This is a genomic window from Pseudomonas sp. CFBP 13710 (genome assembly GCF_014842235.1).
In the GTDB taxonomy this organism is placed as follows: domain Bacteria; phylum Pseudomonadota; class Gammaproteobacteria; order Pseudomonadales; family Pseudomonadaceae; genus Aquipseudomonas; species Aquipseudomonas baltica.
Genome location: NZ_JACYVJ010000010.1, coordinates 32,912 through 46,431 on the forward strand (window position 1 = coordinate 32,912; position 13,520 = coordinate 46,431).

Genomic DNA, 13,520 nt, shown 5'->3' on the forward strand with positions numbered 1-13,520 from the left:
CGATGAATCCTCCTACAGCGCAAACAGGCCGGTCCGAAAGAGGCTTCCCAAACATCCACGCGATACTTCCTACGCCGAAACAAAAACCTACGCACTCCCCTTGGAAAGGAGAAAGGGTGCTGATTCTTACAAACGCCCTCCTCCACATATGCAAGGCGCATCCGTAAGTCCTGTAGGACTTTTCCTGCCCGTAACACCACAGCATGGCTGCTGGTGCCCGTCTGCAACACCGCCGACGTGTGATGATTCCACGCAAGGCTTTGACAGTTATGCATTTACACAGGTTATCATCCCTTGGCACGCAGCCTGCATGAGCGACTGCCTTTTCACCTCGTTTTCAGAAACCGGAGTACCGCCCTTGGATGCCACCTTCATCAACAGCCTGTTCTTGATCGGCGCGTTGCTGGTAGGTGCGAGCATTCTGGTCAGCTCGCTTTCCTCCCGCCTGGGCATCCCCATTCTGGTGATCATCCTGGCCGTAGGCATGGCCGCCGGGGTGGACGGCGGCGGCATCATCTTCAACAACTACCCCACGGCCTATCTGGTCGGTAACCTGGCGCTGGCGGTAATCCTGCTCGATGGTGGCCTGCGCACGCGGGTATCGAGCTTTCGCGTGGCGTTGTGGCCCGCCCTGTCGCTGGCCACGGTGGGGGTGCTGATCACCACCGCGCTGACTGGCGCTGTCGCCGCCTGGCTGTTCGACTTGAGCATGATCCAGGGGCTGTTGATCGGCGCCATCGTCGGTTCCACCGATGCGGCGGCGGTGTTCTCGCTGCTGGGCGGCAAGGGCCTGAACGAACGGGTGACCGCCACGCTCGAGATCGAATCGGGCAGCAACGACCCCATGGCGGTGTTCCTCACCGTGACCCTGATCGACATGATCGCCAGCGGCCAGACCGGACTGCATTGGGGCCTGCTGGGGCACCTGCTGCGCGAGTTCGGCATTGGCGGCGTGATTGGTCTGGGCGGCGGCTGGGTCATGCTGCAACTGGTCAACCGCATCAACCTGGCCGCCGGCCTGTACCCGATCCTGGTGGTAGCCGGTGGCCTGCTGGTGTTTGCCCTGACCAACGCGCTGCACGGCAGCGGCTTCCTGGCTGTCTACCTGTGCGGCCTGGTGATGGGCAACAAGCCGATCCGCAGCCGCCATGGCATTTTGCATATGCTCGATGGCATGGCCTGGCTGGCGCAGATCGGCATGTTCCTGGTGCTGGGGCTGCTGGTCACGCCCCACGACCTGCTGCCCATCGCCCTGCCCGCGCTCGCCCTGGCCCTGTGGATGATCCTGGTCGCTCGGCCGCTGTCGGTGATGGTCGGCCTGTTGCCGTTCAAAGCGTTCCATGGCCGCGAAAAAGCCTTCATTTCGTGGGTCGGCCTGCGCGGCGCGGTACCGATCATCCTCGCGGTGTTCCCGCTGATGGCCGGGCTGCCGGATGCGCAGCTATTCTTCAACCTGGCGTTCTTCATCGTGCTGGTGTCGCTACTGGTACAAGGCACCAGCCTGCCGTGGGTAGCCAAGCTGCTCAAGGTCACCGTGCCGCCTGATCCCGCGCCGATCTCGCGTTCGGCCCTCGAGGTGCACATCACCAGCGAGTGGGAGCTGTTCGTGTATCGCCTGGGTGCGAAAAAGTGGTGCATCGGAGCAGCCCTGCGCGAGCTGAAAATGCCCGAAGGCACACGTATTGCCGCACTGTTCCGCGGCCAGCAATTGCTCCACCCATCCGGCAGTACGGTGCTGGAAGTGGACGACCTGCTGTGCGTGATCGGTCACGAGCACAACCTGCCGGCCTTGGGCAAACTGTTCAGCCAGGCACCGCAGCGCGGGCTGGACCTGCGTTTCTTCGGCGACTTCGTCCTCGAAGGCGACGCGCAATTGGGCGCAGTGTCGGCGCTCTACGGCCTCAAGCTCGATGGGCTCGACCCGCAGATGCCGCTCAGCCGCTTCATCATTCAGCGGGTTGGCGGCGCGCCGATCGTTGGCGACCACGTAGAATGGAACGGCACCGTCTGGACGGTCGCGGTCATGGACGGAAACCGGATCATGAAAGTGGGCGTCAGATTCCCCGAAGGAAGTCGTCCAGGGCCTGGGCTCTTCCTTTGAATTCCTGGCGAATGAATTCAAGCCTGCTGATGAATGAACGGTCTGCGTACTCAACAACACCAATACGACCGTTCATCCTGTAAAAAAACATTCAGCCCCCCAACTTTGTACAGACTTTAACTACTGAAGCGGAATACCTTTTCTACTCAGCAAGTTGCGAACAGTGTGCAACATTGCGACGCCCCTCCCCCTTTGGTTTCTGCTGTTTCCGCTGGCGCGACCATTACATTGACCCTGCTAGCCTGATTATGTCTCAACTTCCATCAGGCCAAGCCCATGCTCCCGGATACCGTACTTTCTTTTCAAGACGCAGCGGTAAATGCGCGACTGTACAACGGCTCCCAGTCACAAAGTTTCCTGTTGACCGGGAACGCTGGTGAAGATCAATTCGTGCAAAACCGCTATACACGTTACCACTTGAGTTCCGACGGCGTTCGATTGTGGGCGCAGCCGGAAGAAGACGTTCGCACACAACGTTTCCGAATCAGGCGCTACTCGGATGACACCGTATCGATCCAGTCAGTACTGACAGGGTACGTGCTGACCTTCAATCATCAGACACCGACCATGGAGATCCTGGCGGCCGGCAACTTGAACCAGCGCTTCCGGCTGGTCACCCAGGGCGATGGCTCCATAGGCATCCGCAGGCACCGCTGGGCGACGTTCGAGGCCACCGTGGACCGTTTCGCGGCCGTGTATCGACTGGGTACGCGCTTTCCCCTGATGAACCGGCAACCAACAGGTTTCTACGCCCCCAAGAATAGCGCTTTCAAAGTGATCGTCGTACACACGGACACCCCGCCCATCGCGATGAACCTGTTCATTGGCGCCCCTTACGCCGACACGGACACGCAATACTCCCAGCAACGAACTTATCCCCTTCAACTTGGCACCAATACCATTACCGATCCTGGTGGAGGCGTCATCTATTTCCAACTGGCCAATGAAATAAACACCGCCAATGTCATCATTCTGGGTGCACAGGAACTTCCCTACTTCGAACACGGGAATACCTCGACAGCCGTCTATCACGCTATGCTCGATGCGCGGCCAACCCCGTACGTGGAGTTGTACAGCGCCCGGGTCGTTCTGACCGTCGATCGGGCATCGGCGCAGGCTTACAAGAACAGTGGCATACCGCTGCTGATGGCAACTTACGAGCGCATCATTGACGTGCAAGAGACGTTACTGGGTCTGGACAAGGCAGAAGAACTTCATGCACCGGCTCCGCTGAAATATCATCTTGTACTGGGTAACCACGGTGGCGCTGGATCGGCACATGCCACCACCGGGTACACGGCATACAACATGGCGTATGCACAAGGGCTGCTTGAACCCGAGCGCCTCAAGGCGGAGTGGGCAGTGCCTCACGAAATAGGTCATCAGAACCAGATGCGCGCCTACTTGCCCAATGATTTCAGCGAAGTGACCAACAACCTCTTCGCCATGGCGACCCAGCGGGTATTCGGTGTGCGGTCGAATTTGACTCACCCCGGCGCGAACGGCAAGGACACCTGGGACAATGCGCTGGAAAAGCAGGCCGCGGCTGATCTGGACATAACCCAGCTATCTGCGTTTGAGCGTCTGGCGGCCCTGGAGCAACTACGCCTCGGGTTCGGCGACGCTTTTTGGCCACGGTTGAACCGGATTGCCCGTGAGCATGGCCCTTGGAGCACAACGCCCTCACGAGCCCAATCGTTCGATAACCTAGCACTGTTTGGGAGCATGGCCGCTTGGGCTGATCTGCGAGCCTTCGTGCGCGCCTGGGGGATGCCTCTTTCAACGGCAGCCGATCAACAAATTACCGAGATGCGCCTGCCTGCGCCGCCTGCAGATCTGCTGACGCTCAGGGAGCCTCGGGCTGGAGCGAGTGCGAGCTCCAGCCCTGAGAAAGAGCCGGAATGTGGCACCGAGCCGCCCGGCGACACGTCTCTGCTGAAAGATGCCTAGACTGGCTCGAAGGGCGCTGGCCCCAGCGATTTGGTCGGGGCCGCAGTCCGGCCCCGCCCGAGACTGTGTGACGGACCGAAGGCGCATAAACCGGACTGTTCACATGACATAGCCTGGCCTGCGTCAGGCAATGCGGTCATGCACGGGAACCGGATCATGAAAGTGGGCGTCAAATTCCGCGAAGGAAGTCGTCCAGGGCCTGGGCTCTTCCTCTAAACTGCCCATCTCTCTTCGAGCTGTACGACTTTTAACCTATGCGCAATTTTCTTTCCGCAGCCCTGCTGGGGCTGTGCATGGCTGTCGCCAGCGTTCAGGCTGCCGACCCGCTGAACCGTGAATCGGTGCAACACAACCTCGACAAGATCGCCGAGCGCAAGCTGCCAGAAGCCGACCAGAAGGCGCTGCAGCAGGTGTTCGAGCAGACCCTGGGGCTGCTTGGCAACCAGACCGACAACGAGCGCAAACTGGCCGACCTCAAGCAGCAACTGGCCGATGCACCCAAGCAGACCCTGGAGGCGCAGCGCGAGCTGAGCCGTCTCAAGGGCATGCCGATCATCCCTGTGAGCCAGCGCTATGCCACCTTGAGCGTGCCGCAGCTGGAGCAGATCTTCAGCGAGCGCACCACCGAGCAGGGCGAATTGCAAAAGGCCTTGTCCGATGCCAACAGCCTGATCATCACCGCGCAGACCCGCCCGGAACGCGCGCAGACCGAAATCAGCGCCAGCCAGAACCGTATCCAGCAGATCAGCGGCATTCTCAAGCTGGGCAAGAACGACGGCAAGGCGCTGACCCCCGACACGCGCAACCAGTTGGCGGCCGAACAGGCGTCGATCAATGCCTTGATCTACCTGCGCCGCCAGGAGCTGGCCGGCAACAGTACCCTGCAGGACCTGGGCAATGCCCGTCACGACCTGGTGCTGGAGAAGACCACCCGTTTGGAGCAGGAAATCCAGGACCTGCAGACGCTGATCAACCAGAAGCGCCTGGCGCAGTCCCAGGAAACCGTCACCAAGCAGTCGCTGGAAGCACAGAAAGCCGGCGGCAGCAGCGTGCTGGCCACGGAGAGTGCGACCAACGTCAAGCTGTCCGACTACCTGCTGCGCAGCACCGACCGGCTCAACGAGCTGACCCAGCAGAACCTCAAGACCCGCCAGCAGCTGGACAGTGTGACGCAGAGCGACCAGGCCCTGGACGAGCAGATCAGCGTGCTCAAGGGCAGCCTGTTGCTGTCCAAGATTCTCTACAAACAGAAGCAGGCGTTGCCGCACTTGAAGGTCGATCGCGACCTGGCCGACGAGATCGCCGACATCCGCCTGTATCAGTTCGAAGTCAACCAGCAGCGCGAAGCCATCGGCAACCCGGCGGCGTACGTGGACAACCTGATGGTCAATCAGCCACAGGACCAGAACGCGCCGCAATTGCGCAAAAGCCTGCTGGAGTTGGCGGTCACCCGCAGCGACCTGCTCGAACGCCTGAACCGGGAGCTGAGCGCACTGCTCAACGAGTCGATCACTCTGCAGCTCAATCAGAAGCAACTGCTCAGCACCGCGCAAGGCCTGCGTGCCACGCTGGACGAGCAGATGTTCTGGATCCCCAGTAACAAGCCGCTGGATGACGAGTGGTTCAAAGCCGTGCCGCGACGCCTGGAAAACCAGGTCGCCACCCTGCCCTGGGCATCGAGCGTAAGCGAACTGACCGATGGCCTGGTGCAGCGGCCGTTGCTGTTCCTGCCCCTGCTGCTGGTGATCGGCCTGCTGCAGTGGAAGCGCAAGTTTCTCTACCAGAAGCTCAATGCGGTGCATCAGGACATCGGTCACTTCAAGCGCGACCGGCAATGGCACACACCGGCGGCGATTCTGATCAACATTCTGCTGGCCATGCCCATGGCCCTGGGCCTGGCCCTGTGCGGCTACGCCTTGCTGATCGATGCTCGCGGGCAGAATGCCGGTCTTGGCGCGGCCATGTTGCAGATCGCCCAGGCCTGGCTGGTGTTCTACACCGCCTATCGCATCCTTGCCCCCGGCGGCGTGGCCGAGCTGCATTTTCGCTGGGAGCGTGCGCAGGTGGCCTTCCTCCAGGGCTGGGTGCGCCGGCTGGGCTTCGTCGTGCTGGCGCTGGTGTCGGTGGTGGCGGTGGCCGAACTGCAACCCTCGGCGCTGGCGGATGACGTGCTCGGCATTGCCGTGGTGCTGACCTGCTACGCATTGATGGCCTGGCTGCTGGGACGCTTGTTGGTCAGCAGCCCGACCCACAAGAGCGCTTCACTGTTCCGCCGTACCATCGGCCTGTTGTTCACCGCGCTGCCGATCGCGCTGTTCGTGGCTGTGTGTTTTGGCTACTACTACACGGCGCTCAAGCTCACCGACCGGCTGATTGACACCCTGTATCTGCTGATGATCTGGCTGGTCATCGAAGCCGCATTCGTGCGTGGCCTGAGCGTCGCCGCCCGGCGCCTGGCCTACCAACGGGCACTGGCCAAGCGGCAGACGGCGAAGGACAGCGGCGAAGGCGAAGCAGTCGCCGAAGAGCCGACCCTGGACATCGAGCAGGTCAACCAGCAGTCCTTGCGCCTGGTGCGCCTGGCCTTGCTGGCCGGCTTCATCGGCGCGCTGTACTGGGTCTGGAGCGATTTGATCAGCGTGTTCGCCTATCTGGACAACATCACCTTGTACGAGTACACCAGCGGCACCGGCGCAGCCATGAGCATGGTGCCGATCAGCCTCAGCGACTTCATCGGTGCGGCGGTGATCATCGGTATCACCTTCGTGCTGGCCGGCAACCTGCCGGGGCTGCTGGAGGTGCTGGTGCTGTCCAAGCTCAACCTGGCCCAGGGCAGCGCCTACGCCACCACGACGTTGTTGTCGTACGTGATCGCCGGGGTGGGTTTCGTGTCCACGCTGTCGACCCTGGGGGTGAGCTGGGACAAGCTGCAGTGGCTGGTCGCGGCGCTCTCGGTAGGGCTGGGTTTCGGCATGCAGGAGATCTTCGCCAATTTCATTTCCGGCATCATGATTCTGTTCGAGCGCCCGGTGCGCATCGGCGACACCATCACCATCGGCAACCTGTCGGGAACGGTGAGCAAGATCCGCATTCGCGCCACCACCATCACCGACTTCGATCGCAAGGACATCATCGTCCCCAACAAGACCTTCATCACCGGGCAACTGATCAACTGGTCGCTGACCGACACCATCACCCGGGTGACGTTGAAGCTGGGCGTGGACTACGGCTCGGACCTGGACCTGGTGCGCACCCTGCTGCTCAAGGCTGCGCGGGACAACCCGCGGGTGCTCAAGGACCCGGAGCCACTGGTGTATTTCCTCAACTTCGGCGAAAGCACCCTGGACCACGAGTTGCGCATGCACGTGCGTGACCTGGGTGACCGCAACCCGGTCCTGGACGAGATCAACCGCTTCATCAACAAGGAATTCAAGCGCCAGAACATCAACATTTCGTTCCGGCAAATGGAGATCTACCTGAAGAACACCACCGGCCGCGAGTACAAGCTGGTGCCCGCCGAGCCTGGAGAAAGTGCAGGCACCCTGCAGCCGGCGGCGACGCCTGCGCCGGCCGAGCCACCGAGCGCACCCCAGGCCGTGGAAGCACCCAAGCCACCGCCCTCGAAACTTGATTGAGCGCACCGCGCCAACGGAGAACGCACATGAAAGGCCTCGACGAACTGATCTTCGACAACCGCTTCGCCCGCCTGGGCGACGTTTTCTCCACCCACGTGCTGCCCGAGCCGATCGACAACCCACGGCTGGTAGTGGCCAGCGATGCGGCGATGAGCCTGCTGGACCTGGACCCGGCATGCGCCCGGACGCCACTGTTCGCTGAGCTGTTCAGCGGGCACAAACTGTGGAGCGAGACCGAACCACGGGCGATGATCTACTCGGGCCATCAGTTCGGCGGTTACACGCCACAGCTGGGCGATGGCCGCGGGGTGCTGCTGGGCGAGGTGTACAACGAGGCCGGCGAGCACTGGGACCTGCACCTCAAGGGTGCCGGGCAGACGCCCTACTCGCGCATGGGCGATGGCCGGGCGGTGCTGCGTTCCTCGATCCGCGAGTTCCTCGCTTCCGAAGCCTTGCATGCCTTGGGCATTCCCAGCAGTCGCGCACTGTGCGTGATTGCATCGGACACCCCGGTGTGGCGCGAGAAACAGGAACGCGCTGCCATGCTCCTGCGCCTTTCCCCCAGCCATGTGCGTTTTGGGCACTTCGAGTACTTCTACTACACGCGCCAACCCGAACTGCAGAAACAGCTGGTCGACCATGTGCTGGCAGCGCACTTCCCCGGCTGTGCAACCCAACCCGAACCCTACCTCGACATGTTCCGCGAAGTCGTCGAGCGCAACGCCGAACTGATCGCCCAGTGGCAGGCCTACGGGTTCTGTCATGGGGTGATGAACACCGACAACATGTCGATCCTGGGCATTACCTTCGACTTCGGGCCGTACGCCTTCCTCGACGATTTCGATGCGAATTTCATCTGCAACCACTCCGACCATCAAGGCCGCTACAGCTTCAGCAACCAGGTGCCCGTGGCGCACTGGAACCTCAGTGCCCTGGCTCAATCGTTGACGCCGCTGATCAGCGTGGAGGCGCTGCAGGAAGCACTGGGGTTGTTCCTGCCGCTGTACGAGGCGGCCTGGCTGGACATCATGCGGCGGCGACTGGGTTTCACCCTGGCCGAAGAGGGCGACAAGGCGTTGCTAGAACGTCTGCTGGGGCTGATGCAGAACAGCGGTGTGGACTACAACCTGTTTTTCCGCCGCCTGGGTGAGGATGGCTCGCTGGCCGTGCTGCGCGATGATTTCGTCGATATCCAGGGCTTCGATGCCTGGGCAGGCGATTACCAGGCGCGCATGGAGCGCGATGTGGTGGAAGGCCGCACGGAACGCATGAACCAGGTCAACCCGTTGTACATCCTGCGCAATTACCTGGCGCAAAAAGCCATCGATGCGGCCGAAGACGGTGACTATTCGGAGGTGCGCCGCCTGCACCAGGTGCTTTGCAATCCATTCGAAGCGCAGCCGGGCATGGAAAGTTACGCCGAACGGCCACCAGAGTGGGGCAAGCATCTGGAGATCAGTTGTTCGTCGTGAGCAACACTGGCCGCGAACGCTGCACCGCAGTGCATCAGGCAGACCGCATCCTGCCCTTCGCGGCCGATGACCGCTCCTTCGGAGTAGGCTGTGGCGCTTGGGTTGATAACCGATCTTTCTGCCTCCAGATACGCAGGGGCCATCTTTCAAATCGGAGCCGGACATGAGCGACTCACTGGTAATCCCCTGCCCGCAGTGCAACGGGCTCAATCGCATTCCTGCTTTGCGCCTGACCGACCAGCCCAAATGCGGGCGGTGCAAGGCGGCGGTGTTGCTCGATACACCCTTCGAGCTGACTCAAGGCGACTATGCCAGCCAGATCAAGGGCGATCTGCCGCTGCTGGTGGACGTCTGGGCCGACTGGTGCGGGCCATGCAAATCCTTCGCACCGGTGTTCGAGCAGACGGCAAAGCAACTGCAGGGCCAATGCCGACTGGCCAAGCTGGACAGCCAGGCCAACCCGCAGCTGTCCACGCAGCTTGGCATCCGCTCGATACCGAGTTTGATCCTGTTCAAGAATGGTCGAGAAGTGGCGCGGCAGAGCGGCGCGATGCCGTTGCCACAGTTGCTGGCCTGGCTCGGTGCCCAGGGTATCGCCAACCTGTAGCAACCTGATGCACCGCATCGAGGCCGGACGCGGCTTGCGCCGCTGCTACAGGGGATTGAGCAAGGCCCGCCCTTGGGTTGATCGCGGTGCGTGTAGCAGCGGCGCAAGCCGCGTCAGCAAACGCCGCGGTGGATCAGGCAGATCGCGATGTAGCAGCGGCGCAAGCCGCGTCAGCGAACGCCGCGGTGGATCAGGCAGATCGCGGTGCCTGATTCGCGGCCGCAGAACGCTCCCACAGTCGATCACAGGGGTGGGAGGTCAGGCTTGTTCGAGCAGGTCATGCAGCTCGACGAACTGCTGGGTCAGCTTGTGTCGCGGGTCCAGGTAGATCAATGGGATATTCAGCTCATGGGACTCGCGCATCTTGACCGAGCTGTTCAAATACACCGGCAGCACGGGCAGGCCCTCGGCGATCAGTTCGTCGAGCATCTGCCGAGGCAGGCTGGCCCGAGGCTGGAACTGGTTGACGACGATACCTTCGACTTCAAGACCCTCGTTGTGGTCCTCTTTCAACTCAGCGATTTCACTCAGCAGACCATAGAGCGCATGCCGGGAAAAGCTGTCGCAATCGAAGGGAATCAACACCCGATCCGCAGCGATCAGCGCCGACACCGCATAGAAATTCAGCGCCGGCGGGGTGTCGATATAGATCCGATCATAATCTTCACTGAGCTCGTCGAGCAGTTTGCGCAGCTTGTTGATCTTGTGCTTGGCTTCCAGCTTGGGCTGCAGATCAGCCAACTCCGCCGAAGCCGTGACTACATGCAGGTTGTCATAGGGCGTTTGATGGATATCCACCTTGCCTTTCTTGCTGGCCGGACCCGACGACAGGATCTGCTTGAAGAAGTCCGCGATGCCCATCGGAATATCGTTACCGGTCAGCCCGGTGAGGTACTGGGTAGAGTTGGCCTGGGCATCGAGGTCGATCAATAACGTGCGAAAGCCCTCGTTGGCACTGACGGCCGCCAGGTTGCAGGCAATGCTGGATTTGCCTACGCCGCCCTTCTGATTGAACACCACGCGCCGCATCTATATCCCTCCATGACAGGCAAAGCCTCGAGTGTAGCGGCCAGAATATTACAGTTGCTAGCACGCCGGGACGTTCATTCTCGGATTTTTCCTACAATTTCCTGCAGTCTCGGTGCTAGTGTTGGCAGAAATCATTAGCCAGCTATATAGTTTTTCAACTCCTGCCGCCCCCATCCCGAGGTCACCGTGAAAACTGCTGTCGCGCCTGCTGCGCAAGCTGTTGATACCTCCCATCAAAACGCCGCTCAGTTCAACGAGCAGTACATCGAGAAAGGCACCCCGCAGTTCCTGCGCACGGTACTCGCCCTGTTCAGCGGCGGCTTCGCCACCTTTGCCCTGCTGTATTGCGTGCAACCCATGATGCCGATCCTGTCCCACGAGTTCGGCATCAACGCCGCCCAGAGCAGCCTGGTGCTGTCGGTGGCTACCGGGATGCTGGCCATCGGATTGCTGATCACCGGGCCGATTTCCGACAGTGTAGGACGCAAGCCGGTGATGGTGGCAGCCTTGTTCAGCGCAGCGCTGTGCACCCTCGGCAGTGCCTTGATGCCCACCTGGGACGGCGTGCTGTTGCTGCGCGCCTTGACCGGATTGAGCCTGAGCGGCCTGGCTGCGGTAGCCATGACCTACCTGAGCGAGGAAATTCATCCGCAACACATCGGTCTGGCAATGGGTTTGTACATTGGCGGCAACGCCATCGGCGGCATGAGCGGACGCCTGATCACCGGCGTGCTGATCGACTTCGTCAGTTGGCACACTGCACTGTTGGTGGTCGGCGGCCTGGCCCTGGTCGCAGCGGCGGTTTTCGTCAGGATCCTCCCGGAATCGCGTAACTTCCGCCCCCGCAAGATGAACCCACGTGGCTTGCTGGAAGGCTTCACCATGCACTTCAAGGATGCCGGCCTGCCGTGGCTGTTTCTCGAAGCGTTCCTGCTGATGGGCAGCTTCGTGACGCTGTTCAACTACATTGGCTACCGCCTGTTGGCCGAGCCCTACCACATGAGCCAGGCGCTGGTGGGGCTGCTGTCGGTGGTGTACCTGGCCGGCATCTACAGCTCGGCGCAGGTGGGCTCGCTGGCCGACAAGCATGGCCGACGCAAGGTGTTCTGGATGAGCATCGTGCTGATGTTCGCAGGCCTGCTGGTGACCCTGTTCAATCCGGTACCAGTGATCCTGCTGGGGATGCTGATGTTCACCTTTGGCTTTTTCGGTGCGCACTCGGTAGCCAGCAGCTGGATCGGACGGCGTGCGTTGACGGCCAAGGGGCAGGCGTCTTCGTTGTACCTGTTCAGTTATTACGCGGGGTCAAGCGTGGCCGGGACGGCGGGAGGGATGGCCTGGCACTACGGTGGCTGGACGGGTGTGGGCGGGTTTATCGCGGGGTTGTTGACGGTGGCGTTGGTGGTGGCGGCGAGGCTGGCGAAGTTGCAGCCGGTGGGGGCGTCCAAATGAACCGCATGCACCGCCGACGCGGCTTGCGCCGCTGCTACAGGGGCGGGTGTTTCTGTAGCAGCGGTGCAAGCCGCGTCAAGATTCAACACGGAAGGATGTCAGCCGTGATATTGCCCTGAAAACTCATGCACGGCGTTGATGAACGCGCCGGCATGCTCGGGATCGACTTCCGGGGTGATGCCGTGGCCGAGGTTGAACACATGGCCTGTGCCCTGCCCGTAGCTGGCGAGGATCCGCGCCACTTCGGTGCGAATCGCTTCGGGCTTGGCGTACAGCACGGTAGGGTCCATGTTGCCCTGCAGGGCGACCTTGTGGCCAACGCGGCGACGGGCTTCGCCGATGTCGCAGGTCCAGTCCAGGCCCAGCGCGTCGGCGCCGGCGTCGGCGATGCTTTCCAGCCACAGGCCGCCGTTCTTGGTGAACAGGATCACCGGCACCTTGCGCCCTTCGTGTTCGCGGATCAGGCCGCTGACGATCTTGCGCATGTAGGCCAGGGAGAATTCCTGATACGCCGCGGCCGACAGGTTGCCGCCCCAGGTATCGAAGATCTGCACCGCCTGGGCCCCGGCCATGATCTGGCCATTAAGGTAGCTGGTGACCGACTGCGCCAGCTTGTCCAGCAGCAGGTGCATGGCCTGGGGCTGGTCGTAGAGCATGGCTTTGGTCTTGCGAAAATCCTTCGACGAACCGCCTTCGACCATGTAGGTGGCCAGCGTCCAGGGGCTCCCGGAAAAGCCGATCAGCGGCACCCGGCCGTTGAGTTCGCGGCGGATTGTGCTGACCGCGTCCATGACGTAGCCCAGATCCTGATGCGCATCGGGGATCGGCAGCGCTTCGATGTCGGCCAAGGTACTGACGACCTTCTTGAAGCGCGGGCCTTCGCCGGTTTCGAAGTACAGGCCCTGGCCCATGGCATCGGGGATGGTGAGGATGTCGGAGAACAGGATGGCCGCATCCAGCGGGTAGCGTTCCAACGGCTGCATGGTGACTTCGCAGGCGAACGACGGGTTCTTGCACAGGCTCATGAAGTCACCGGCCTTGGCGCGGCTGGCGCGGTACTCGGGCAGGTAGCGTCCGGCCTGGCGCATCATCCACACCGGGGTGACGTCAACGGGCTGCTTGAGCAGGGCACGCAGGAAGCGGTCGTTCTTGAGGGGAGTCATGTCAACATCCGGCAGAAAAGTATGAGGATTTTCGCAGAGCAAAGAACAACAAGCCACCGGCGAGGGCTGGGCGGTGATCTGCGCAGCAGCACCACCCGGCCGCTTGGCTGA

General features: G+C 61.6%; 8 protein-coding genes. 6 read left to right on the forward strand and 2 right to left on the reverse strand.

Features of this window, described 5'->3' with window-relative positions:
- Positions 1-358: 358 nt before the first annotated feature.
- The 5 genes from IFT44_RS17855 (at position 359) to trxC (ending at position 9,765) form a co-directional block, all read left to right on the forward strand.
- Positions 359-2,101, forward strand: coding sequence for a potassium/proton antiporter (locus IFT44_RS17855; protein ID WP_192176359.1), 1,743 nt, complete (start codon positions 359-361; stop codon positions 2,099-2,101).
- A 276-nt stretch (positions 2,102-2,377) separates the two neighbouring features.
- Positions 2,378-4,051 carry a M60 family metallopeptidase gene (locus tag IFT44_RS17860; protein ID WP_192176332.1) on the forward strand — a complete coding sequence of 558 codons (1,674 nt, stop codon included), beginning with the start codon at positions 2,378-2,380 and terminating at the stop codon, positions 4,049-4,051.
- A gap of 254 nt (positions 4,052-4,305) precedes the next feature.
- Positions 4,306-7,686, forward strand: a complete 3,381-nt coding sequence (gene mscK / locus IFT44_RS17865) for a mechanosensitive channel MscK (protein WP_192176333.1) — start codon at positions 4,306-4,308, stop codon at positions 7,684-7,686.
- A gap of 26 nt (positions 7,687-7,712) precedes the next feature.
- Complete coding sequence (gene selO / locus IFT44_RS17870; protein ID WP_192176334.1) at positions 7,713-9,158, forward strand: protein adenylyltransferase SelO; 1,446 nt, start codon at positions 7,713-7,715, stop codon at positions 9,156-9,158.
- Between the two features lie 163 nt (positions 9,159-9,321).
- Entirely contained in the window at positions 9,322-9,765 is a 444-nt protein-coding gene (gene trxC, locus IFT44_RS17875; protein ID WP_192176335.1) for a thioredoxin TrxC, read from the forward strand.
- A gap of 258 nt (positions 9,766-10,023) precedes the next feature.
- Here trxC and IFT44_RS17880 read toward each other — a convergent pair whose 3' ends face one another.
- Positions 10,024-10,794 (reverse strand): ParA family protein, encoded by a 771-nt coding sequence (locus IFT44_RS17880; protein ID WP_192103212.1) that lies wholly within the window; start codon positions 10,792-10,794, stop codon positions 10,024-10,026.
- A 186-nt stretch (positions 10,795-10,980) separates the two neighbouring features.
- Between IFT44_RS17880 and IFT44_RS17885 the strand changes: the two genes are divergently transcribed.
- A complete protein-coding gene (locus tag IFT44_RS17885) occupies positions 10,981-12,246 on the forward strand; it encodes an MFS transporter (protein WP_192176336.1) in 1,266 nt (421 codons plus the stop codon).
- A 98-nt stretch (positions 12,247-12,344) separates the two neighbouring features.
- On the opposite strand, the gene hemE is transcribed toward IFT44_RS17885, so the two are convergent.
- Positions 12,345-13,409, reverse strand: a complete 1,065-nt coding sequence (hemE, locus tag IFT44_RS17890) for a uroporphyrinogen decarboxylase (protein WP_185794776.1) — start codon at positions 13,407-13,409, stop codon at positions 12,345-12,347.
- Positions 13,410-13,520: the final 111 nt, after the last annotated feature.